This window comes from Brevibacterium ammoniilyticum (genome assembly GCF_038429965.1).
Classification (GTDB): domain Bacteria; phylum Actinomycetota; class Actinomycetes; order Actinomycetales; family Brevibacteriaceae; genus Brevibacterium; species Brevibacterium ammoniilyticum.
Map to the genome: position 1 here is coordinate 204835 of NZ_BAABNP010000006.1, position 22889 is coordinate 227723.

Sequence of the window (22889 nt, forward strand, 5' to 3'; positions counted from 1 at the left end):
GCCGGCGACCTCCTCGGCCGGCTTGATAAAGTTAACGGTGTCTACAACGTATGGGGGAACCACAGCAGTGTCAACGCCGACCACCGAGAAGCCACGTCACCACCACGGCAATCTCCGCGCCGCACTCGTGACAGCGGGGATCGAGATGCTCGAGGAGGGCGAGCCGTTCTCGCTGCGCGCCGTCGCCCGCAGGGTCGGAGTCTCGCAGGCCGCGCCCTATCGCCACTTCCGCAGCAAGCAGGACATCGAAGCCGCGATGGCCGAACACGGTTTCCGCGAACTGCAGACCGCCCTGCGCGAAGTCATCGACGCGGCCGAGGCAGGGCGGGTTCCGCTCGTCGATCTCGCGCTGACCTACATCCACTTCGCCGAGGACCATCCCGCGCTCTACGCGCTCATGTTCGGCTCCGAGCTCGCCGATGACGAGGACCGCCGTGCGGCGTGCGCGCAGGTCTTCGCGCTCATCGAGGAGGTCGCCGCCGCGACTCACCCCGACCGGGATGCCCATGGGATGGCGACCGCCGGCTGGGCGCTGGCCCATGGCATGGCGACGCTTCACCTCGAGGGCACCCTGGGCCGCAACGACGATGACTTCGACGCACGCGTCCGGGCGACCTTCGCCGCCGTCGCCGCCGACTGAACGCCCCGCACCTCAGGTCCACTGCACCCACGTTCATCGAACGCGCCGGGGATCCGCCTCGACCACCTCGGCGCACAGAGGGAATGGTTCCGAATCGCTCGTTGTTAACATCGTTAACATCAGGTCATCGACAGCTGCCGCCCCTGCGGCTGGGAAGGACACACCGTGCAGACCATCCTAGGAGCCGGCGGACCCATCGCCGATGAGCTCGCCCGCGAACTCCACCGGAACTTCACGACCGACATCCGCCTCGTCAGCCGCAGGCCCCGGCAGGTCAACGGCACCGATGAGCTCGTCGCCGCCGACCTCATGGACCCGGCCTCGACCGAACGCGCCGTCGCGGGAAGTTCGATCGCCTACCTCACTGTGGGACTGCCGATGGATTCGGCCCTGTGGGAGGAGAGGTTCCCGGTGATGATGAAGAACGTCATCGACGCGTGCAAGGCCCACGACACGAAGCTCGTCTTCTTCGACAACACGTACATGTATCCGGGCACGCCTGCCCCGCAGACCGAGTCGACGGGATTCGCTCCCGGCGGGCGGAAGGGCCGGGTGCGGGCGGAGATCGTCACGATGCTGCTCGAGGAGATGGCCGCTGGGACGATCGAGGCGCTCATCGGTCGGGCCCCGGAGTTCTATGGGCCGGGGAAGACGAAGAGCTGGTCGAACATGCTCGTCTTCGACCGGATCAGGGCGGGCAAGCGCCCGCTCGTGCCGGTGAGTGCGACGACGAAGCGCTCGCTCATCTGGACCCCGGATGCCTCGCGGGCGCTCGCGCTCCTCGGCAACACTCCCGACGCGTACGGGCAGACGTGGCATCTGCCGATCGATGAGAACCGACAGACCTACCGACAGCTCATCGGAATCGCCTCGGCGATCACCGGACGCAGGATCGGGTTTACGGTGCTGCCGCTGTGGGTGTTCAGGCTGGGGAGTCGGTTCAATCCGATGCTCGCCGAGGCGGCCGAACTCCTTCCCCGGTACCGCGGGGACAACGTGTTCGACACCGCGAAGTTCGCCGCCCGCTTCCCCGACTTCGCCGTCACGAGATACGAGGAGGGGATCAGGGCGATCCTCACCGAGCCGGCGGATCAGGCGCGCTGACAACAGGAGCGCCGCCGGGCCCGGCGCTTTCGGTCGCGGCCGGAGCGACAGCCCGTCTGCTCCGGCCGAGCAGCGCCTCCGCCTGTGCGACGGTCTCTTCGCGCAGCGCCTGGACGACTGCGGCGACAGCCGGTCGCCGCAGCGAGTCCGTGCGCAACACCATCCAGTACGGCAGTCTCTCCGTGAGGTCATCCGGCAGGAGGCGAACGAGGTCGGGGTGCCGGTCGGCCATGAAGCACGGGAGGAATCCGATGCCCGCTCCGGCTCGGGTCGCTTCAACGTGGACGAACACGTTCGTCGAGGTCAGCCCGTCGCGCATCGCCGGGACCAGGCGTCTGGGGGCGTCAAGGTCGTCGACGTGGAGCATCGCGTCGACGAAGTAGACGAGCTGATGCTCCATGAGCTCCTCGACGGTGGTCGGAGTCCCGTGCTCGGTGAGGTAGTCGCGTGCGGCGTACATGCCCAGGGCGTATTCGCCGAGTCGCAGCGCCTCGGCACGGTGGGCCTGGGGCTCGCCGACGACGATCTCGATGTCGAGGCCCGACCGTTGCTGGAGGGCCTGCCGGGTGACGGTGATGATCTCGACGCTCAGGCCCGGATGGGCCCGGCGCAGCTTCGCCACCGCGGAGGAGGCGACATACGCGCTGAACCCGTCGGTCGCCGACATCCGCACGACCCCGGTGATCGGGTCGGGGGTCTGCCCGGATTCGCCGAGGCTGTGCACTGCGGACTCGACCTGTTCGGCCACGCGGACGGCGGCGGCTCCGAGTTCGGTGAGCTCCCAGCCGTCCGCGGAGCGGGAGAGCACGCGGCCGCCGAGTGACTTCTCGAGGGCTGCGATCCGCCGGGAGATCGTCGTGTGGTTGACCTTGAGAACCCGGGCAGCCGACGCGAACTTCCCCGACCGGGAGACCGCGAGCAGCACGAGCAGGTCGTTGGGCGTGGTGTCCATGTCTGCCATCGTACGCAGACGGCGATCGGTCCAGCCCGCGTCGGGTTCGGCTCAGCTCTCAGGCGTCGGCGGAGCCCTCACGGTAGATCTTGGCCCGCGCGATCTTTCCGTCGGTGAGGTCGAACACGGCAATGAGCGATGCCGAACGATCAGCTCCGTTGTGTGTCCATGTCTCGGTCATCTCGGCAGCCACGACGTCTCCGCCGTCGATGATCCGCAGCAGGCTCAGCTGCGGGGTGATCGACTCCATCGCGCTGACGAAGAACTCGCGCAACTGTCCCGCCGGCACCGTGTAGTCCCCGGTCACCCATTCCGTCGCGGGCGCGAAGTCAGCGAGCAGCGCGTCGACGTCGTGGGCGTTGAACGCGTCAATATGGCGTCTGACGAGGTCTTCCGTCCGGCACATACTCACTCTTCTTCCATCGGAGCGCACACACAGCACCGATTGCCGTCGGGGTCCTCGAGCACCCAGTACGACGGTGCCGCCGAGTCGCTGACCAGCCTGCCTCCGGCCGCCAGCGCTGCGGCGATCCTGTGCTCTGCTTCGTCGTGGGCAACCCAGATGTCAGGATGCCACGTCTGCGGCACTCCTGTTGCGGGCAGAGGGAACCGACTGGTCTCCTTCGGCTGCTGCCACCAGAGCGGAACCGCCTGACCAGTCGGATCGACAAGTCCGCCGTGGGCGTGTGGTCCGTGGTCGAGTTCGTCGCCCAGGAGTGCTGCGTAGAAGGGCGAGATTCGACTGCCTGCCGTCGTGTCGAGGGCGAACTCCATCTGCATGACGCTCGTGGGGTCGGCGGTCAAGTCCGCATCGGCGGCGATAGAGCTGACCGTGCGGGCGAACGTGATGTCGCGCGCTGTCACCACACCGCCGTCGCCGCTGCCCAGCGTGATGATGACGTCGGTACCGCTGAGCGTGATGTGGGGCGCGAGGTCCGCCTGTTCCGCCGCTTCGCCGACCTGTGTGACGAACGCGAGTCCTGCGGCGAAGTCACCGGTCCGGTAGCGCGAACGGATCGGTCCGGCCAGCTGCCGCCAGTCGTTGACAGCTGCTCGGTTGATCTCCGCTCCGGTGAGCCCGTCATTGCCGCCCACACTGAACTCCTTTGTCTGTTCTCACCTTTCGGCGGGCTGAGGTTGAGCCTACCTGAGCCGGCCGGAATCGATCGGACCTGCTCCCCCAGTCGCCGAGTGGGTAGGCGACATCGCAGATGAGCTCATCGTCGCCGATCTCGTCCGGTTCCGCCAGATACACCTCGCGGCACGACAGTGGCGAACGGCTGCGACCGGCAACCTCGGGCGAGCACGCCACCGCATCGTAGGCGGCCATGATCGCCGGGTAGTCCCACTGCGCCTTGGTGATCGTCGTATACGCCTCGGTGTGAGCCGGTTCCGTGCGAATCCCGACCTCGTCGCTCGCCTGGACGTCCTCGGGAACACCGAGCACGACCTCGATCGGGCCGTCCTGCGCCTCGTTGACCGGCCCGTGGAAGATCACGGTGAACGGTCCGGTCGGCACTGTCTCACCGAGGTGGGTGCGGAAGGCGGCCTTCGCCTCGGCGATGAAGGCATCGGTCTGATCGCCGTGGAGCCTGCGCTGGATCGAAAGCAAGCGGCGGACTGGAACGTCTCGGGTGCTGATGGTGAACATGGCGGTTGTGTCCTCTCTCAGGAGCGATTGCACATACCGGATGACGACTCTTCGACCCTGATGATCGCGTTCGATGCCCGCGAGCATCTCATCCAGCCTGCGACGTGCACGATCGGCACCGGATTCAGATGCGGTGTCGGAATGCAGGTCGGCCAGGACGGATTCGATCGCGCCGAGGCTGAAGTCGGCGCTTCGCAGCAGGTGCACGAGTCGCCCAGTGGCGACCTGTGCAGGCGAGTATCGGCGGTAACCGGAGAAGGCGTCGATATGGTGCGGGCGCAGCAGACCGCTGCGGTCGTAGAGTCGCAGCGCTTTGGGGCTCAGCCGCGTGCGCGCGGCGAACTCCCCGATCGTCAGGAAACGGTCTGTCTGTGCCATGATCCGATCCTCATCCTTGCCCTTCGGTCAAGGTCAAGCCCCAGGTCACCGGAACCCGCCGGGTCCGAACAACCGCCCCCACGGACGCCCCTGCTCTACTGCGGCATGTTGACGAACCGGGACTTCGCGCCCTGGAAGGCCACGGCGATGTCACCGGTCGGTCCGGCACGGTGCTTGGCGACGATGATGTCGGCCTCGCCCGCGCGTTCGTGCTCCTTGTCGTACATGTCCTCACGGTGGATGAGGAGGACCATGTCGGCATCCTGCTCGATCGACCCGGACTCACGGAGGTCGGAGATCATGGGGCGCTTGTCGGTGCGCTGCTCGCTGCCGCGGTTGAGCTGGGAGAGCGCGATGACGGGGACTTCGAGCTCCTTCGCGAGCAGCTTGAGCGAGCGGGAGAACTCGGAGACCTCCTGCTGACGGGATTCGACGCGCTTGCCCGAGCTCATGAGCTGGAGGTAGTCGACGCAGACCATCTTGAGGTCGTGCTGCTGCTTGAGCCGACGGCACTTCGCGCGGATCTCGGTCAGCGCCATGTTCGGGGAGTCGTCGACGAAGAGCGGAGAGTCGTTGATCCGCGCCTCGGTCGCGGCGAGGTTCGTCCAGTCGTGCGGGCTGAGCTCGCCGCGGCGGAGGTTCTGCAGGGGGATCTCCGACTCGGCCGAGAGCAGACGCATGACGAGTTCGTTCTTGCCCATCTCGAGGGAGAAGAAGACAGCGGCCTGCTTGTGGTGGATGGCCGCAGAGCGGATGAAGTCCAGGGCCAGGGTCGACTTGCCGACGCCGGGACGGGCGGCGATGACAATCATCTGTCCGGGATGGAGGCCGTTGGTGAGCTGGTCGAACTCGGTGAACCCGGTCGGCACGCCCGCGGTCTGGCCATCCGTGTCGCCGTTGCGTTCGATCTCGGCGGCGACCTCGCCGAGGATCTCGGAGAGGATGACGTAGTCCTCCGTCGTGTGCTTCTCCGTGACCCGGTAGATCTCGGCCTGCGCGTTGTTGACGACGTCGTCCGTGTCGCCCTCGGCGTCGTAGCCCATCTGCACGATCCGGGTGCCGGCTTCGACGAGGCGGCGCAGAACGGCGCGTTCGCGCACGATCGTCGCATAGTACGCGGCGTTCGCCGCGGTCGGAACGGAGGCGATGAGCGTGTGCAGGTAGGCGGGGCCGCCGACGCGGGAGAGGTCACCGGTCTTCGTCAGATAGTTGGCCACGGTCACAGAGTCGGCGGGTTCGCCGCGGGAATACAGGTCGAGGATCGCCTCGTAGATCGTCTCGTGGGCGGGACGGTAGAAGTCGTCGCCGGACATCGATTCGACGCAGTCGGCGATCGCATCCTTCGACAGGAGCATCGCACCGAGCACGCTCTCCTCGGCCTCGACGTCCTGCGGAGGCGTCCGCAGACCGTCGAACTCATGATCTGTCGTCACTCCCACGACTTCCTCCTCCTTCTCCCGCGACCCCGACCCGGGCGCAGTGCCATCCAACTCTACCCGCGCCCGACTCAGCTCCGACAGCGATCCTCGTCACCGCCTCGGCGACGGCACAGGATCGGTCCGGACCACATGATCCGGACCGATCCGACTCCGCTTTCGCAGCCCTCGCCGAGGCGGCCCTCAGACCCGGGCGCGCCCGGCGGTGGCCACCGAAGCGAGAATCGGCTTCGCGATCTGGAGGCCGAGTCTGATGAGGACGATACCGACGACCACTGACGCGAGGATCGTGAGGAAGGTGACAGGCTCGAGGACCAGGGCCGCACCGGCCAGCGGCATGACGAGGAAGAGTCCGAGTCCTCCCGCCAGCAGCGCCACCCAGATGACGGGCCCGAGCACCGCGCGAACGAGGGCCCTGTGCATCGTGTCGACGTCCATGCCGGCGGCGTAGAGGTCGGCGAACGTATCGGCCCGGTCGTAGATGTCGGCGACCTGGTTGATGAGCGCCGACACCGCGATGAGGACGATCGAGATGCCGAGGACGAGGAGGATGCCGGTGAACATGTCGTAGTAGAACACGGCGATCTCATCGGGCACATCCAGGGTGGGATCGTCGACGGCGTCGAGTCCCATCTGCATGATCGCGATCCCCGAGCCGCCCACGGCGGCGACGAACGCCGTCATCGCCAGCCCGGAGACCCGACGCCAGAACCGCTTGGGCTCATCGGAGACGAGCCGCGCGGCGATGAGTCGCTGCGGGCTCGTCGCCCGATTGCCCGACAGGTGGGCGAACCAGCGCATGAGCAGCCCGCCGAGGAGGTCGACGACGACGAGTCCCAGGAGGAACACGGCGAGGACGGCGGAGATGACGACCGCGAGGTCCGCACTCGTCGACTTCGCCACCAGGATGCCCACGGGCAGGAGGAGGATCGCGATGGCCACGGCGATGACGCGGCCGAGCGGGAACTTCCGCCCCAGCGACTTCGTCCGCACACCCAGCGGGGAGACCGCGACCTTCCGCAGGCCGACGAGGGCCGAGAGGACGCAGACGAGGATGAGGAAGAGGACGACGCCGGCGAGCAGGAGCGGGGGCATGAGCATGTTCGCGTACCCGATCGGCTGCCCGAGGAAGTGGATGAGGCTGACCGGCCACGCGAGCACCAGATACCCGCCGACGCCGAGGACGATGCCGCAGACTGCGGGCACGAGGGGTTCGGCGACGGCGAGCGCCACGATCTCCGAGCGCTTCGCCCCGAGCAGGGACATCGTCGACAGGCGTTCGTCCTGCCGCCTCGCCGAGAGCGTCGCCGAGGCCGAGGCCAGGGTGCTCGCCGGGATGACGAGGAGGACCGTGCCGAAGGCGGCGAAGAACTTGTAGAGACCGTCGAGCCCCTGCGCGTCGGGATTGCTGCTCGGCGGGATCTGGAAGAACATCCAGGCGCCGGCGGCCACCGTGAGGAAGAGCGTCGCGCAGGCGAAGAACGAGCTCATGACGAGCAGGGAACTCGGTGCGGTGACGGTCTTGCGGCCGAGGACGACGGGAAGGATCTTCGTGGGTGCGGACATGACTGGCTCCTAGAGGGGAGGGATCCTCACGCGGTGACCGCGGTGACGCGGCGGACGAGAGGTCGGGTGAACTGCAGTCCCAGCCACACCATCGCGATGCCCCCGACGAGGACGGCGGCGACGACCGTGATCGTGGTCGAATCGGTGAGGTCGCCGGCCGAGGCCATGGCGGCTGCGAGCAGTCCGCCCAGGAGGAGGGAGACGAAGGTGACGAGGACGATCGGGGACATGACGGCGGAGACGGTGACCCTGTGCATCATCGCCTGGGACATGCCGGCGGCATGGAGCTCCCGGTACGTCGTGGCCCGGTCGAGGATGTCGGCGGCCTGGTTGATCGTCGCGGAGACGACGATGAGGACGAAGGCGATGGCCAGGGTGAGGATGAGTCCGGTGAACACGTCGTCACCGGTGTACTGCAGCGGTCCCAGGGCCTCGAGTTCGGCCGGGCTCATTGTGCCTTCGTTCCCGCGCATCATCGCCGTTCCCGTGCCGCCGACGACGGCGATGAACGTGATGAGGGCGAGACCGGCGACGCGGCGCCAGTACTGGGCCGGCGCGTCGGCGATCATCGACGCCGAGAGCATGGACACGGGGCGACGGGCGATGCGGCCGCTGATCGCTGCGTGGATGCGCATGATGAGGACGCCGAGGACGTTGATGAGCAGCAGGACCACGCCGATGGTGACGATGCTGGCGATGACCGTGACCATCTGCCGCTGGCCGTCCTGCTGGGAGAAGGCGAACGCGCCGAGGGCGCCGAGGGCGAGGACGACGACGGTGATGACGCGGGCGAGCGGGAACTTCCGGCCCAGCGAGCGCGTGCGCACGCCCAGCGGGGACACGACGACCTTGCGCAGGCCGATGAGGGCCGCGAGCAGGCAGATGAGGAGGAGGCCGACGACGACGCCTGCGAGCAGCCACACCGGCATGATCAGCGCGGAGTAGCCCAGAGGCTCACCGGTGAAGACGATGAAGCTGAGCGGGTAGGCGAGGAGGAAGTAGCCGGCGATGCCGGCGAGGATGCCGGCGGCGGCGGGCACGAAGGGCTCCGCGACGGCGACGAGCCTGACCGTGCCCTTGGAGGCGCCGAGGAGGGAGAGGGTGGACAGACGCTCGTCCTGGCGGCGGGCGCTCAGCTTCGCCGAGGCGACGCCGAGGCTGACGGCGGGGACGACGAGGAAGACGGTGGCGAGGATGGCGAGCATCCGGTAGAGCTCGGCCACCTCGGCGTAGCGCTCGACGTCCGGGCGGTCGATGAACGCCCACGCACCGGCGGCGACGGTGAGGAAGAGGGTTGAGCAGGCGAAGAAGGCTATCGCGACGAGCCGGGCCGTCGCCGAGGTGAACGACTGTCTGGTGAGGACTGTGGAGAGGATGTTCATGGTCGGCATCACCGGTTGTTCGACGCGTACTGCATCGCGGAGTCGGAGACGATGCGCCCGTCGGCCAGGCGCACGACGCGTGAGCAGCGGGCGGCGACATTCTCGTCGTGGGTGACGACGACGAGGGTCGAGCCGCGGCCGGTCGTCGAGGCGAGGAGTTCGGAGAGGACCTCGGAGGACGTGCGCGAGTCGAGGGCGCCGGTGGGCTCGTCGGCGAAGGTGACGACGGGCTGGGTGACCTGGGAGCGGGCGATGGCCACGCGCTGGGCCTGACCGCCGGAGAGCTGGCCGATGCGCTTGCCCAGGTGCTCGCCGAGGCCGAGGCGCTGCAGCCAGGCGCGGGCGTGCTTGGTCGCATCGGAGCGGTTCATCCCGGCGAGCATCGCGGCGAGCGCGACGTTGTCCTCGGCGGTGAGTTCGGGCAGCAGGAGTCCCTGTTGGAAGACGAAGCCGAAGACCTCGCGGCGCAGGGCGGTGCGGCCGGCTTCCTTGAGGGAGGTGATCTCCGCGGCGGCGCTGCGGTCGGTCGGCAGCAGGCGGATCTGACCGTCGTCGGGACGGAGGATGCCGGCGAGGCAGTGGAGCAGGGTCGTCTTGCCCGAACCCGAGGGTCCCATGATGGCAAGCGACTCTCCGAGGCCGATGGTGAGGTCGACGCCGGCCAGGGCGTAGGTCTGGTTGTAGTGCTTGGTGACATTCGAGGCGGTGATGATCGCCGGCATCTGTGATGTGTTCATGTCTCAATGGTTTCGCGGATCGTTCACAGCGACCATGCAGTCCTCCCACGACTCCCGCGAGGAAAACCCGACTCTCGCGGCGGGGGAACCGCAGGCACTGTGACGTGCGTCTATACCGGGAACCGACAGCGGTCGATCCGGGGTCGGAATCGCGTGATTCGGTGCCTCGGCGGGCCCGACCCATTGACAGGCAAGTGACTGCTTGCCTATGGTGGCGGTGTGGCAGATCTCTTCAAGGCGCTCGCCGACCCGACGAGGAGGACGATCCTCGACGAGCTCGCCGACCGCGACGACCAGACCCTGTTCGAGATCTGCTCGCGCCTGGTCAATCGACACGGGCTCGGCCTGTCCCGGCAGGCGGTGTCCCAGCATCTCGAGGTCCTCGAGTCCGCCGGGCTCGTCGTGACCAGACGGAAAGGACGATACAAGTTCCATCGGCTCGATCCCGAGCCGCTCCGGACCGCGTTCGACCGCTGGATCGGAGGTTCGACCTCCCAGGACCCGACCACGCAGTACCCGACCACCCAGCACGCAAGCGATGTAGGAGACCCATCATGAAGGCACAGTGGATCAGCATTCCGGTCGAGGACCAGGCCCGCGCACTCGAGTTCTACCGCGACAAGCTCGGCTTCGAGGTCAAGCACGACGTCCCGGTCGGCGACGCCCGGTGGCTCACGGTCGTCTCGCCCGAGGCACCCGACGGCGTCGAGGTCGTCCTCGAGCCGATGGGACATCCCGCCGCCCGTGACTACACCGCAGCACTCAGGGCCGACGGCATCCCGATCAACCAGTTCGCCGTCGACGATGTCGCAGCGGAGTATGAGAGGCTGACCGGCCTCGGCGTATCATTCACCCAGAAGCCCCTCGAGATGGGGCCGATCACCACCGCTGTGCTCGATGACACGGTGGGCAATCTCGTCCAGCTCATCCACCAGGAGGAATGACCGCCCCGCCGTGTGCCCGCCGCCGGGCCGACCGGGTCGGTCCGGCAGCACAGCCATGAAGAGGTTCATCGACTACCTGCGGAGCACACTGCGGCTCGACCCCGCCGACGACGACCGTCGTGCGCCGATCCGCGTCGGCCTGGGAGTGGCGATCCCCTCCCTCATCCTCCTTCTCCTCGGGCAGCAGGAGTTCATCATCTACGCGGTCTTCGGCGCGTTCTGCGGCATGTACGGCCGCGGCGAGCCCCACCAGCTGCGACTGATCCACCAGCTCCAGGCCGCACTGCTCCTTCTCTCGGGGGTCGTCATCGGCGTCATGCTCGCGATGCTGGACACGCCCGTGTGGGGGCTGATCACGATCGAGGCGTTCTTCGCCGGCCTCGGGTCGATCATCGCCGACCGCGCGCGGATGCGACCGGGCGGTCCGTTCTTCGGCATCTTCGCCCTCGGCGCCTGCGCCTCCGTCGAACCGCTCGCGCCGCCGTGGGTGCCGATCGGCATCAGCGCTGCGGCCGCGGCCTTCGCGATCGTCATCGGCTTCCTCGGCTGGTTCCGCACCAGGGCCTGGCAACCCGGGTCACGGCGGGCGATCACCCCGCTGCGCGGTCCCCATGCCCTGCCGATGATCAGGCACGCGGCCACGTATGCGGTGGCGGTCGCCTCGGCGGGGATCATCGGCACCCTCATCGGACTCGATCATGCGTACTGGGCGATGGCCTCGGCGGCCGTGCCCCTGGCCGCGGCGGAGCTGCCCGGCCGCATCGCCCGCGGTGTCCATCGGGTGCTCGGGACGTTCTCGGGGCTCGTCCTCACTGCGCTCATCCTCTGGCCGAACCCCTCATCGGTGTGGCTGGCGATCCCGGTCATCCTCCTGCAGTTCCCCACCGAGTACCTCATGATGCGCAACTACGGGTTCGCGCTGACCTTCTTCACGCCGATGATCCTGCTCATGACCCAGCTCGCTCACCCGATCCCACGGTCGACGCTCATCATCGACCGTGGGGTCGAGACCCTTCTCGGGGCTGCCGTCGGCATCGCCGTCGTCCTCGCCGTCGGCTGGCTCGGGAGGCGTCGGACTGCGAAGACGACTTCGGGCCTCAGGGCAGGAGGACGATGACGGTGTGGAGGAGGATGCCGACGAGGGCGCCGATGACGGTGCCGTTGATGCGGATGTACTGGAGGTCGCGGCCGACGTAGAGTTCGATGCGGTCGGCGGCCTCCTTCGCGTCCCAGCGTTCGATGGTGTCGGATATGACGCTGGCGATCTCGGGGCCGAAGCTCTCGGCGAGGTCGCCTGCGGTCGTCGCGACGCGGTCGTCGATCTTCTCCGCGAACGCGGTGTCGGTCTGGAGGCGTTCGGCGAATTCGCCGATGAGGTCGGCGATGCGGTCACGGACCTCGCCGTCGGGTTCGATGATCGCCTCGCGCAGGAGCTGCTTGAGGGAGGTCCAGATCTCGAGCACGGAGTCGACGACGCCGTCCTGGGTGAGCAGGTCGTTGATGATGTCCTCGGCCTTGCCGGCGAGCGGGGTGTCGGTCTCGAGGTCGGTGGAGAGGTCGACGAGCCACGCGTCGAGGGCCTGCCGGGCCTTGTGGTACGGGTTGTCGCGAACGTCGACGAGCCAGCCGAGAATCTCGCGTTGGAGTCGGTTGGCGAGCTGATCGTTGACGAAGTCGGGCACCCACGACGGGGCGCGATTGTGGACGATCTCGTCGATGACCTGGGGATTGTCGCTCAGCCACGTGTACGCCTCGGCGACGACGAGGTCGACGAGCTTGTGGTGGGCGCCGTCGAGGACGATCTGGCGCAGCAGTTTGCCGAGCACCGGTGACTTCTTCGTCGCCACCAGCCGCGGGATGATGACGTTGCGGGTGAGCGCCGCGATCTGCTCGTCGTCGATGCGGTCGAGGACGTATTCGAGGCCGCCGGCGGCGCGGTCGACGACGAGGTCGCGGTTGGCTGACTTGCTCAGCCATTCCCCGGCCCGCCGCGAGACGCCGAGGGAGCGGATCTTCGTCGACACCGCCTCGGCGTGGAGGAAGTTCGTCGCGACGAACGCGGAGAGGCTGGCACCGAGGGCATCCTTCTTGCGGGGGATGATCGCGGTGTGCGGGATCGGCAGACCGAGCGGGTGGCGGAAGAGGGCGGTGACGGCGAACCAGTCGGCGATCGCACCGATCATCGCGGCCTCGGAGCCGCGGGCGACGAAGCCCCACACGCCGCTGAGGTCGGTGAAGAGGTTCGTGGCGAGGAAGATCAGGGTGGCGAGGATGAGTAGGGAGAGCGCGAGCGTGCGCATCCTCTTCAGCCCCCGCGCGCGCTCCCGGTCCTCGGGCGTGAGTTCGCTCGGCCCGCCGAAGCGCGGCACGGATGCTTGCGTCGAATTCGTCATTCTTACCCCCTGGGCACTGACTCTAGCGAACCGCGGCCAGCGTTGGATGCCGACCGGCTGGGGCGAGGCTGGGAACCTCGCTTGCCGGTGCCGTCATCCCGCAGGCGGGAGCGCCGAACCCGTGCAGTCTGAGACAAGCCGCACTGCCACCGTGGACGGTTTCCATGAGCTGTCCCCGACAGCCCGAGTGTGGTCCAATGAGGACAGGGCGAGACCAAGGAGGTCGTCATGGCACAGGAATTCTCCGTCGGCGATCATGTCGGGTGGAACTCCGAGGCCGGTGAGGTCTCCGGCCACATCATCCGAGTCCACACCGCGGACTTCGACTACAAGGGCCACACGCACCGAGCGAGCCCCGACGATCCCCAGTACGAGATCAGGAGCGATACGACCGACCACATCGCCGCGCACAAGGGCAGCGCGCTCCACCTCATCGACGGCGAATGACAACGTCCGACCCCGCGACCGACCCGACCGCGGTCCCCGCCATCGACGTTGCCCCGAGTTACCCTGCGTTCCTCACGATCGGCCATTCGAACCGCAGTCTCGAGGAGTTCCTCGACCTCCTCACCGATTCCGGTGCCGAGGTGGTCGCCGACGTCCGCAAGCTGCCCGGATCGAGAGCGCATCCCCAGTTCAACGCCGATGTCCTCGCACCCGCACTGGCGGAGCGGGGAATAGAGCTTCGCCGCCTCGAGGGGCTGACGGGTCGGCGGACGGTCAGTCGAGACGTCCCATTCGACGTCAACGCATGGTGGGAGAACCGCAGCTTCCACAACTACGCCGACCACGCTCTGACCGAGGAGTTCGCCCTCGATATCGACGTGCTGCTGACCTGGGGCGACGCACAGCGATGCGCGGTGATGTGCTCGGAGGCGGTGTGGTGGCGCTGCCATCGGCGCATCATCGCCGACTACCTCCTCGCCCACGGCCAGGACGTCGTCCATGTGCTGGGGAAGGGTCAGACCGCCGAGGCGGTGCTCAGCGCCGGTGCCGTCATCGACGACGCGTCCCCCGTCCGCATCACGTACCCGAAGCAGTAGACCGCGGCGCGACAGCGGGGGTTGACGAGGGTCGGTCGAAGCATCGGCGGGCGTGCCCAGGGGCCGTCAGGTCGCATTGGGGCCATCGGGTCGCGCACATGACCGATGGAACGCGCTTGAGTGGAGGATCCGAATCGATTCCAGCGCCGATAGCGAGTCGGATCCTCCACTTTGGCGCAGGCCACCCGCCGCACGAACCCGCGCCACAGCCCTCAGTTCGAGAAGACCCCGACGACGAGGTTGATGGCCGTGGCGAGGATAACGGCGTTGAAGACGTACGACAGAAGGCTGTGGCGGAGGACGACCGCACGGATCTGCGTGTCGGACACGCTCGTGTCGGTGACGCCGAAGGTCATGCCCACGGCGTAGCCGAAGTAGAGGAAGTCCTTGTAGTCGGGCACCCGATCGGAGTTGAAGTCGATGCCGCCGGGTGTCCCGTCCCCGAAGTACATGTAGGCGTAGCGGGCGCTGTAGAGGATCTGCAGTCCCGCCCACGACATGAAGACGCCGACGAGCGCGATCGCCGCCTCCCAGTTGCCCGCCTGCGAGCCGCCGACGACCTGGAGGAGGACGATGCCGCCGAGCCCGCAGAGCTGGGCGATCGTGATGACGACCTCGTCGAGGACCGGGTTGAAGTCCTCCCGGCTCGCGTTCGCCTTCGTCTCATCCGAGGACATCGGCCACAGGGCGGCAGTGCCCACGAGCACGAAGAACGTCGTCGCCGAAGCGATGCCGACGAGGAACCCGTCGCCGGTGGTCGTCAACGCACCGACGATGCCGCCGATGATGAATCCGACGATGATGGACGCGACGAGCCGTCCGGTGGCGCTGATCATGAGCTTCTTCATGGGGTCACGGCTCCAATCGATGCAGGCGGCAGTTCCGACAACCGAGGTTTCGACAACACTCTGCCACACCCGGAACCGTTCTCACCCTGTTCGCCGGAAGGAAACTGCGCCAGCCGCCGACCGCCGCGGCCCCAAACGCTGACCCAGCCGGCCCGGGTGCTGAGACCGCCGACCCCACCGACCCGTGAATGCGCGAACGCCGGGTGCTCGAGAAGAGCACCCGGCGTCCGCAGCCGGCTGAGGTCTGTATCAGGCCTTGCCGATGACGTCGAACTTCGCGTTCGCGGTGATCGAGTCGTTGACGCGCACGACAGCGGTGTAGCTGCCGGGGGTCTTCACGTGACCGGTGAGGGCCACCTGACGACGATCGAAGTCGTGTCCGGTCGCGGTGTGCAGCGCTTCGGCGACGAGGGCGGGCGTGACGGCGCCGAAGAGGCGACCGTTCTTGCCGGCCTTGAGCTCGATGCGAGCCTTCGTCGACTCGAGCTGATCCTTGACGGCCACGGCTTCGTCGTGGTCGGCGATCTGCTTGGCCTGGCGGGCCTTGCGCAGCGCGAGGATCTGCTTCTCCGCGCCGACGGTCCACGGGGTGGCCCAGCCGCGGGGGACGAGCAGGTTGCGCGCGTAGCCGGCGCGCACCTCGACGATGTCGCCGGCGGCACCGAGGCCGTCGACTTCCTGGTTGAGAATCACTTTGCGATTAGGCATGTCTGTTCTCCTCCGATCAGCGAGCAGAGCTCGAGTAGGGCAGGAGTGCCATCTCGCGGGCGTTCTTCACGGCCTTCGCGATGACGCGCTGTTCCTGCACGGTCACGCCGGTGACGCGCCGTGCACGGATCTTGCCACGGTCAGAAATGAACTTGCGGAGCGTAGCGGTGTCCTTGTAGTTGATGTTGGCCGCTTCGCCCTTCTTGAGCGGATTCGCCTTCTTCTTGATAGGCTTCCGGATCTCTGGCTTTGCCATGAGTATCTCCTGTATGAGAAATGTCTAAAACGTGGTCAGAACGGCGGTTCGTCGGCGCCGGGGTTGCCCCAGCCGCCGTTGTCGTTCTGGGGAGAAGATGATGCCCACGGGTCGTTGCCCTGGCCGTTGTTCCCCTGGTTGTAGCCGCCCTGGCGCTGACCGCCCTGCTGCTGGTTTCCCTGCTGCGGGTTGTTGCCCCATCCCGACGACTGCTGCTGGTAGCCGCCCTGCTGGCCGCCACCCTGGTAGCCGCCGGAGTTGCCGCCACCACCGGAGAAGCCTCCGCCGCCGCGTTCGTTCTTCGAGACCTGGGCGGTGGCACGGCGCAGGCTGGGGCCGACTTCGTCGACGTCCAGCTCCATGACCGTGCGCTTCTCGCCTTCCTTGGTCTCGAACGAGCGCGACTTCAGTCGGCCCTGCACGATGACCCGAGTACCCCGCTGCAGCGATTCGGCGACGTTCTCTCCCATTTCCCGCCAGACCGAGCAGCGCAGGAAGAGGGTCTCCCCGTCCTTGAACTCGTTCGACTGACGGTCGAAGATACGCGGCGTCGAGGCCACGGTGAAGTTCGCGACCGCAGCACCGTTGGGTGTGAAGCGCAGTTCGGGATCGCTTGTCAGGTTCCCGACGACCGTGATGACTGTTTCGCCTGCCATTGAATGCTCCTGAAACGGGGTAGCGTGACGCTTACTTGGCGTCCGGGCGGAGGATCTTGGTCCGCAGCACCGACTCGTTGAGTCCGAGCTGACGATCGAGTTCCTTGGTCGTGGCCGGCTCCGCGTGGAAGTCCACCACGACGTAGTAGCCCTCGGACTTCTTCTGGATCTCGTAGGCGAAGCGCCGACGTCCCCAGATGTCCACGTTGTCGACGGTTCCGTTCTCTGCCGGGACAACCTTGATCAGGTTGTTCACGGTGTCAGCCAACGTCCGCTCTTCGAGTTCGCTGTCGAGAATGAGCATGAGCTCGTAATGACGCATGTGTCACCCACCTCCTCTGGTCTTCACGGCCATGGTCGTTCCATGGCAGGAGGGTAAATGCGTGCCCGTTCCGTCCCCCGCTAGGTCCGCGAAATGGGAACAGACCTCACTATTCTACGGGAGAGCGCCCCGGACTGTCATGTCGGAATCGGGTGCCCTTGACCACGGTGTCCGTGGTCATTGCCCCGCCGAGGCGGTCGCCGGCTGGCCGGTGCCCGTGTCGTCGTCGGGTCGCAGCTGCCCGCGGATGCGCCGACGGTGGAGGTTCTCCCCGGCGAAGACGAGCACCATGATGAGCGCGAAGATCCGCAGCAGCGCGAAGAGCGCGATGAACGAGGGCTCAAGGCCCTTGTCGGCATCGAGAGCGGTGATGTCCCCGAGTTGGATGGCCACGGCGAAGACCGCCTCGGCGAGCGCCCACGCGATGAGCACCCACCAGCGGGAGACGGCAAGGGCGAGGAACGGCAGGATCCACAGCGAATCCCACGGCATGAGGCCGGGGGCCAGGACGAGGCAGGCGCCGATGAGCAGGCACGCGGTGACGGCCGGGTCGAGGCCTTTGTCCCGTATCATGACCAGGGCGACGAGGACTCCGGCGACGAGGAGCGCGCTGACGACGATCCACACGGGTGCCCACGTGCCGGCGTCGCCGATGCGGGCCATGAGGAGGATCGAGGCGAACGACCCGCCGTCGACCGCGTCGGAGTACCAGCGGGTGATCCGGCTGATCCCGGTGCCGTCGGCGACGAGGATGATCGCCGAGGTGATCGTCGCGGTGGCGATCATCATCTGCGGGTTCCGCCCCGCCAGGCGCCCGGGCGGGTTGAGGCCCGTGAGCACGAGGGCGGCGAGGACGAGGAGGGCGAGCGGATTCTCGAACGCGGCGATGGCCAGCAGGATGCCCGACAGCCAGGGACGGGGAGTCACGGGGGGCGGGGCCACGAAGAGGACGACCGCCCAGAGCGTCAGGGCGAGCGCGAGGGGGTCGAGCGTCGATCCGAGCGTGAAGAGGATGACCGGGGAGGCGAAGACGGCGACGAGCCACGCCCGCTGCCGCGCGAGCAGGAGCAGAGCGACGCCGAGGGCTGCGACGCCTGCGACATTGAGCAGCAGGACGAAGGCCATGAACACCGACACGTCGTCGGTGATGAACCGGAACAGGTCGACGGCGATCCCGTCGAGCACCGACAGCCCCGCCGCACCCCCGCGGGAGCGGCCCACGGCATCGGGGTTGAATTGTCCGAGGAACGCCGTCGACAGGGGTCCCGCGCACATCCTCGCCGAGGCGGACGGCCGTTCATAGCCCGAGCTCAGGCACGGACCCTGGAGGGCGAGGGCGAGGAAGGTCGTGACGCCGAGGATCCCGGCGAAGACGAACGCCTGGCCGCGTCGGTACGCGACCGAGGCGACACCGCGGTGAATGCCGTCCGGACCGCCGAGCAGAGGCTCGGCGATCCGGGTGGCGTGAGAGGAAGGCATGGACTAGAGGGTACTAGTTCTGCCCTACCGGCAGTGACGGTCCGGGGTCGGGTTGCTTCGGAGGCTTCGTCGGCTTCGGTTTCGGATCCTTGCCGGAGTCGTCCTTGGAGTCACCGGTGCCGTTCTTCGACCCCGTGGAATCGTTCGAGCCCTCGTTCTCCTTGCCGTCGGCGGAGTCGGTGCCGTCGGCGGTCTTGTCGGCGTCCTTCTCCTTGTCCTTGTCCTTGTTGTCCTCGGGCTTCTTCGTCGGCTCCTCGACGGGAGCCTTCTTCCGCGAGTCGTCGTCGTTGTCGTCCTTCGGCTTCGGCTTGGGGGCCGGAGGCGCGTTCGTGTTGACGGGCTTCTTCACCTCGGGCAGCTGACCCCGTTCGGGGAACTGCTCGACCTTCTCGCCCTTGAGCGCGTCCTTCATGTACGCCGTCCACACCTGGATGGGGAACGACCCGCCCGTGACCTCGCTGCGGCCGCCGTAGGCGCCGATCGGCACCGACTTGCCGTCGACCTCGCGATAGAGGACGACCGAGGTGGCCAGCTGCGGGGTGTATCCGGAGAACCACGCCGACTTGTTCGACGTCGACGTACCGGTCTTGCCGGCGGCCGGACGGCCGAGGGCCTGGGCGTAGCTGCCCGAACCGCCGTTGACGACCTGGCGCAGAGCGTAGGTGGTCTCGGCCGCGACGGCCTTGTCGAAGACGCGCTTGCCCTTCGTGTCGGCCTTGTAGACCTCTTCGCCGTCCTTCGAGATCGACTCGATCGAGTGGGTCTCGCGGCGGATGCCGTTCGAGGCGAACGTCGAGTACGCGGTGGCCATGTCGACGACCTTGACGCTCGGCGTGCCGAGCACGTTCGCCGCGTTCGGGGTGAGGTCGATCGTGCACTCACCGGTGTCGCCCGAGGCCATCTGCTCCTTCGTGCAGTTCGGGCTCAGACCCGCCCGCTGGGCGACGTCGACGGTCTTGTCGGGACCGACCTGGACGTTGAGTGCGGCATACGCGGTGTTGATCGACGACTGCGTCGCCTTGAGCAGCGTGACGGGACCGTAGCTCGAGCCGCCGAAGTTGCTCACCTGCCACGGGGTGCCGTCGTTGTTCAGCGTCGTCGGGCTGCCGGGGTACCGGTCGCTCAACCGCACACCGTTCTCGAAGCCGGCGACGAGCGCGAAGGGCTTGAACGTCGAACCTGCCTGGGCGTGACCCTGCGTCGAAGCGTTGAACGCCTGGTCGAGGTAGTTCTTGCCGCCGTAGAAGGCCTCGATGCCGCCGGTCTTCGGGTCGATCGAGACGAGACCTGCCTGCAGGCCCTTCGGCTGGTTCTTCGGCAGCTCCTTGATGGCTGCCTCGGCGTCCTTCATCCGCTTCTCGTCGAAGGTCGTGACGATGTTGTAGCCGCCGCGGTCGAGCTGGGACTCGTCGATGCCGAGCTTGGCCATGGCCTCCTTGCGGACGTACTCCCACATGTAGCCCTTCTGGCCGCTGAGGGAGTCCTCCTTGCTCGGCGGCTTGACCTCGGGCATCTGCACCTGGTCGGCCTGCTGCTGGGTGATGAAGCCCTCGTCGACCATCGACTTGATGACGTACTTGAAGCGGTCCTCATAGGCACCCGGATCCTCGGCGGGATCGGCGGCGCCGGGACGCTGGATCATCGCGGCGAGCAGTGCGGACTCGCCGAGGTCGAGGTCCTTCGCGGACTTGCCGAAGTAGTTTTGGCTGGCGACCTCGACACCGTAGGAGCGGCGTCCGAGGTAGATCGTGTTGAGGTAGTTGGCGAGGATCTCGTCCTTGCTCTGCTGCTGGTCGATCTTGAGCGCGATGAACATCTCCTTGACCTTGCGGTCGAGGGAGTGCTCGTTCGTGAGGTAGAAGTTCTTCACGTACTGCTGGGTGATCGTCGATCCGCCGCCGGCGTACTGGTTGGTGGCCACGCCGACCACGGCGCGGGAGAGACCCTTGAGTGAGATGCCGCGGTTCTCGTAGAACGAGGTGTCCTCGGCGGCGATCGCCGCCTTCTGCATCGGCTCGGAGATCTCTCCGATGTCGACGGACTTGCGGTCCTCGATCTTGTAGTGCCCGATCGGCGTCTTGCCGTCGGCGTAGTAGATCGTCGAGGTCTGACCGGTCGCCTCGAGGTTCGGTTCGGGAACCTCGGTCGTCGCATAGCCGATCGCGAACGCGATGCAGCCGAGGATGATGACGCTCAGTCCGCCCACGACGAGGATGCGCAGACTCGGCAGGAAGCGCGTCCATCCGCTCACTCCCGCACGCGGGTAGTTGAGCAGATTCTTCGTCTTCCTGCCTTTGGTCACGGCTGCTTTCTCTGCCTTAGCCACCCAAGGTCCTCCAGGTCTTCTCCACGTCTCGCACTGCACTGACGACGAGGTTTGAAAAGGGTCACAAATGGATTTCAGTGTCGCACGCGTTCATTGGAACACCGTGAAAAATGCGGTTTCGCGGCGATCAGAGACCGCACTGCGTTACCCAGCGGTAGAACGGTGCGCTCACAGCAAGCCGTTCACCTGCAATTTTACATCTCTTCACGCAAAGCAAACACTCAGAGTGCGTGTTTGCTCACATCCCGCCCTTTTCTGGGCACTGTGACCGGGCCCGGAGGACCCCTGCTCTCACCCCTTGAGGTCGAAGTCCGTGTCGGCGTACTCGGTGCCGTCGACGGCCGGTTCGCCGTCGAAGGGATGGAGCTGGTCCTCGCGTGCGCGCAGTTCGACGCGGCGGATCTTGCCCGAGATCGTCTTCGGCAGCTCGGCGAACTCGAGGCGACGGATGCGCTTGTACGGGGCGAGGTTCTCCCTGCAGTAGGCGAGGATGTCTCGCGCGGTCTCCGCATTCGCCTCGAACCCGGCCCCGAGGACGACATAGGCCTTGGGGACGGCGAGACGCACGGGGTCCGGGGAGGGGACGACGGCCGCCTCGGCGACGGCCTCATGCTCGATGAGCACACTCTCGAGCTCGAACGGGGAGAGCCGGTAGTCGCTGGCCTTGAACACGTCGTCGGCGCGCCCGACGTAGGTGATGTAGCCGTCCGCGTCGCGTTCGGCGACGTCGCCGGTGTGGTAGACCCCTCCCTCGAACGCCTCGGCGGTCTTCTCCGGGTTGTTCCAGTACCCGGCGGTCAGGCCCAGCGGCGGCGGGTCGAGGCGCAGGCAGATCTCTCCCTCATTGCCCTCCTCGCCGGTCGCGGGATCGAGGAGGATGACCTCGTAGCCGGGCAGCACCTTGCCCATCGAGCCGTATTTGAGCGGCTGGTCGGGGGAATTGCCGATCTGCAGGGTCGTCTCGGTCTGGCCGTAGCCGTCGCGGATGAGCACACCCCAGTCGCTCTTCACCCGGTCGATGACCTCGGGGTTGAGCGGCTCCCCGGCGCCGAGCGCCTTCGACGGCGGGTTCTTCAGCTGCTTGAGGTCGGCCTGGATGAGCATCCGCCACACGGTCGGCGGCGCACAGAAGCTCGTCACTCCGACCCGGTCCATCGTGTCCATGAGGGCGCCCGCGTCGAACTTCGCATAGTTGTAGAGGAACACGCACGATTCGGCGATCCACGGGGTGAAGATGTTCGACCATGCGTGCTTGGCCCAGCCCGGGGAGGCGACGTTGAGGTGGACGTCGCCGGGGGTCAGTCCCATCCAGTACATCGTCGAGAGGTGCCCGACGGGGTAGGACACGTGCGTGTGGGCCACCATCTTCGCCTTCGAGGTCGTGCCCGAGGTGAAGTACAGCAGCAGCAGGTCGTCGGCGCGGGAGCGGCCCTGGGGTTCGAACTCGGTGCGCTCCTCGTCCGCCTCGGCGTAGGGGAAGTCCTGCTGTCTCGTCGGTTCGCCGCCGACGACGATGCGGACCACCTCGGCGTCGACATCGTCGAACTTCGCGGCGTCGTCGGGCCCGGCGACGACGAACTGGGCCTGCCCGCGCTCGACCCGATCGGCCAGGTCGATCGGTCCCAGCTGCGTCGTCGTCGGCAGGAGCACGGCGCCGAGCTTGATGCCGGCGAGCATCGTCTCCCACAGTTCGACCTGGTTGCCGAGCATGACCATGACATGGTCGCCGCGTTGGACGCCGGAGCGGCGGAGGAAGTTCGCGACCTGGTTCGACCGTGCCGCGAGCTCCGCGAAGCTCCACTTGCCCTCGGAGCCGTCCTGTTCGACGATCCACAGCGCCGGGTCGTCGTTGTCCTCGGCGATCCGGTCGAACCAGTCGATGCCGAAGTTGAAGTGGCTGAAGTCCGGCCATGCGAAGCTCTCACGGGCAGCGTCGTAGTCGCTGCGGAGTTCGATGAGGCGGTCTCTCGCGGCCCGGAACTCGTCGGTCACAGTCATTGCGGTCTCCTCGGGTTCTACAGGACTCGTCTGTGACGACGAGCACATTCTCTCGAGTCCGAAGTTACCA

Annotated in this window: 24 protein-coding genes; 7 read left to right on the forward strand and 17 right to left on the reverse strand. The window is 67.1% G+C overall.

Annotated features, from left to right (window positions below; genetic code table 11):
* The first annotated feature begins 67 nt into the window (after window positions 1–67).
* Complete coding sequence (locus AAHA49_RS09275; RefSeq protein WP_342038056.1) at window positions 68–640, forward strand: TetR/AcrR family transcriptional regulator; 573 nt, start codon at window positions 68–70, stop codon at window positions 638–640.
* 165 nt (window positions 641–805) lie between these two features.
* The gene (locus tag AAHA49_RS09280; protein ID WP_342038057.1) at window positions 806–1744 is read left to right on the forward strand and encodes an NAD-dependent epimerase/dehydratase family protein; all 939 of its coding nucleotides are present in this window, start codon (window positions 806–808) and stop codon (window positions 1742–1744) included.
* Here the strand turns inward: AAHA49_RS09280 and AAHA49_RS09285 are convergent.
* From AAHA49_RS09285 to AAHA49_RS09320, 8 genes are all read right to left on the reverse strand, one after another.
* Window positions 1716–2696, reverse strand: coding sequence for a LysR family transcriptional regulator (locus tag AAHA49_RS09285; protein ID WP_342038058.1), 981 nt, complete (start codon window positions 2694–2696; stop codon window positions 1716–1718). The two genes, AAHA49_RS09280 and AAHA49_RS09285, sit on opposite strands and share 29 nt — an antisense overlap.
* Before the next feature lie 58 nt (window positions 2697–2754).
* Entirely contained in the window at window positions 2755–3102 is a 348-nt protein-coding gene (locus AAHA49_RS09290; RefSeq protein WP_342038059.1) for a nuclear transport factor 2 family protein, read from the reverse strand.
* Window positions 3103–3104: 2 nt separating this feature from the next.
* The gene (locus AAHA49_RS09295) at window positions 3105–3791 is read right to left on the reverse strand and encodes a VOC family protein (RefSeq protein ID WP_342038060.1); all 687 of its coding nucleotides are present in this window, start codon (window positions 3789–3791) and stop codon (window positions 3105–3107) included.
* Window positions 3778–4725, reverse strand: a complete 948-nt coding sequence (locus AAHA49_RS09300; RefSeq protein WP_342038061.1) for a MerR family transcriptional regulator — start codon at window positions 4723–4725, stop codon at window positions 3778–3780. The genes AAHA49_RS09295 and AAHA49_RS09300 overlap by 14 nt, the downstream gene beginning before the upstream one ends.
* 95 nt (window positions 4726–4820) lie before the next feature.
* On the reverse strand, window positions 4821–6158 hold the full coding sequence (gene dnaB, locus AAHA49_RS09305) for a replicative DNA helicase (RefSeq protein WP_339391547.1): 1338 nt from the start codon (window positions 6156–6158) through the stop codon (window positions 4821–4823).
* A gap of 186 nt (window positions 6159–6344) precedes the next feature.
* Window positions 6345–7727, reverse strand: a complete 1383-nt coding sequence (locus tag AAHA49_RS09310) for an FtsX-like permease family protein (RefSeq protein ID WP_342038062.1) — start codon at window positions 7725–7727, stop codon at window positions 6345–6347.
* Between the two features lie 26 nt (window positions 7728–7753).
* Window positions 7754–9118: an FtsX-like permease family protein gene (locus AAHA49_RS09315; protein ID WP_342038063.1), complete on the reverse strand. Its 1365-nt coding sequence runs from the start codon at window positions 9116–9118 to the stop codon at window positions 7754–7756.
* Window positions 9118–9846, reverse strand: coding sequence for an ABC transporter ATP-binding protein (locus tag AAHA49_RS09320; RefSeq protein WP_342038064.1), 729 nt, complete (start codon window positions 9844–9846; stop codon window positions 9118–9120). Before AAHA49_RS09320 ends, AAHA49_RS09315 begins: the two co-directional genes overlap by 1 nt.
* 219 nt (window positions 9847–10065) lie before the next feature.
* Between AAHA49_RS09320 and AAHA49_RS09325 the strand changes: the two genes are divergently transcribed.
* The 3 genes from AAHA49_RS09325 to AAHA49_RS09335 are packed head-to-tail and all read left to right on the forward strand — an operon-like array spanning window position 10066 to window position 11907.
* On the forward strand, window positions 10066–10404 hold the full coding sequence (locus AAHA49_RS09325) for an ArsR/SmtB family transcription factor (RefSeq protein ID WP_342038065.1): 339 nt from the start codon (window positions 10066–10068) through the stop codon (window positions 10402–10404).
* Window positions 10401–10790, forward strand: coding sequence for a VOC family protein (locus tag AAHA49_RS09330; RefSeq protein ID WP_342038066.1), 390 nt, complete (start codon window positions 10401–10403; stop codon window positions 10788–10790). The genes AAHA49_RS09325 and AAHA49_RS09330 overlap by 4 nt, the downstream gene beginning before the upstream one ends.
* 55 nt (window positions 10791–10845) lie before the next feature.
* Window positions 10846–11907 (forward strand): FUSC family protein, encoded by a 1062-nt coding sequence (locus AAHA49_RS09335; RefSeq protein ID WP_342038067.1) that lies wholly within the window; start codon window positions 10846–10848, stop codon window positions 11905–11907.
* Here AAHA49_RS09335 and AAHA49_RS09340 read toward each other — a convergent pair.
* Window positions 11888–13183 (reverse strand): DUF445 domain-containing protein, encoded by a 1296-nt coding sequence (locus AAHA49_RS09340; protein WP_342038068.1) that lies wholly within the window; start codon window positions 13181–13183, stop codon window positions 11888–11890. The genes AAHA49_RS09335 and AAHA49_RS09340 overlap by 20 nt on opposite strands.
* A gap of 228 nt (window positions 13184–13411) precedes the next feature.
* On the opposite strand from AAHA49_RS09340, the gene AAHA49_RS09345 reads away from it, so the two are divergent.
* Window positions 13412–13630, forward strand: a complete 219-nt coding sequence (locus tag AAHA49_RS09345; RefSeq protein ID WP_342038069.1) for a hypervirulence associated TUDOR domain-containing protein — start codon at window positions 13412–13414, stop codon at window positions 13628–13630.
* The gene (locus AAHA49_RS09350; protein WP_342038070.1) at window positions 13627–14226 is read left to right on the forward strand and encodes a DUF488 domain-containing protein; all 600 of its coding nucleotides are present in this window, start codon (window positions 13627–13629) and stop codon (window positions 14224–14226) included. Before AAHA49_RS09345 ends, AAHA49_RS09350 begins: the two co-directional genes overlap by 4 nt.
* Before the next feature lie 212 nt (window positions 14227–14438).
* On the opposite strand, the gene AAHA49_RS09355 is transcribed toward AAHA49_RS09350, so the two are convergent.
* The 8 genes from AAHA49_RS09355 to AAHA49_RS09390 all read right to left on the reverse strand — a co-directional run bounded on the left by AAHA49_RS09355 (window position 14439) and on the right by AAHA49_RS09390 (window position 22819).
* A complete protein-coding gene (locus tag AAHA49_RS09355) occupies window positions 14439–15074 on the reverse strand; it encodes a DUF1345 domain-containing protein (RefSeq protein ID WP_342038071.1) in 636 nt (211 codons plus the stop codon).
* 249 nt (window positions 15075–15323) lie between these two features.
* Window positions 15324–15782 (reverse strand): 50S ribosomal protein L9, encoded by a 459-nt coding sequence (gene rplI, locus AAHA49_RS09360; protein ID WP_339391513.1) that lies wholly within the window; start codon window positions 15780–15782, stop codon window positions 15324–15326.
* A 16-nt stretch (window positions 15783–15798) separates the two neighbouring features.
* Window positions 15799–16038 (reverse strand): 30S ribosomal protein S18, encoded by a 240-nt coding sequence (gene rpsR / locus AAHA49_RS09365; RefSeq protein ID WP_009376853.1) that lies wholly within the window; start codon window positions 16036–16038, stop codon window positions 15799–15801.
* A gap of 35 nt (window positions 16039–16073) precedes the next feature.
* Window positions 16074–16694 (reverse strand): single-stranded DNA-binding protein, encoded by a 621-nt coding sequence (locus AAHA49_RS09370; RefSeq protein ID WP_342038072.1) that lies wholly within the window; start codon window positions 16692–16694, stop codon window positions 16074–16076.
* Between the two features lie 31 nt (window positions 16695–16725).
* Window positions 16726–17016, reverse strand: a complete 291-nt coding sequence (gene rpsF, locus AAHA49_RS09375; RefSeq protein ID WP_339391516.1) for a 30S ribosomal protein S6 — start codon at window positions 17014–17016, stop codon at window positions 16726–16728.
* 177 nt (window positions 17017–17193) lie between these two features.
* Window positions 17194–18495, reverse strand: coding sequence for a hypothetical protein (locus AAHA49_RS09380; protein ID WP_342038073.1), 1302 nt, complete (start codon window positions 18493–18495; stop codon window positions 17194–17196).
* 13 nt (window positions 18496–18508) lie between these two features.
* Window positions 18509–20821, reverse strand: a complete 2313-nt coding sequence (locus AAHA49_RS09385) for a transglycosylase domain-containing protein (protein WP_342038074.1) — start codon at window positions 20819–20821, stop codon at window positions 18509–18511.
* Between the two features lie 291 nt (window positions 20822–21112).
* Window positions 21113–22819 (reverse strand): AMP-binding protein, encoded by a 1707-nt coding sequence (locus tag AAHA49_RS09390; RefSeq protein ID WP_342038075.1) that lies wholly within the window; start codon window positions 22817–22819, stop codon window positions 21113–21115.
* Window positions 22820–22889: the final 70 nt, after the last annotated feature.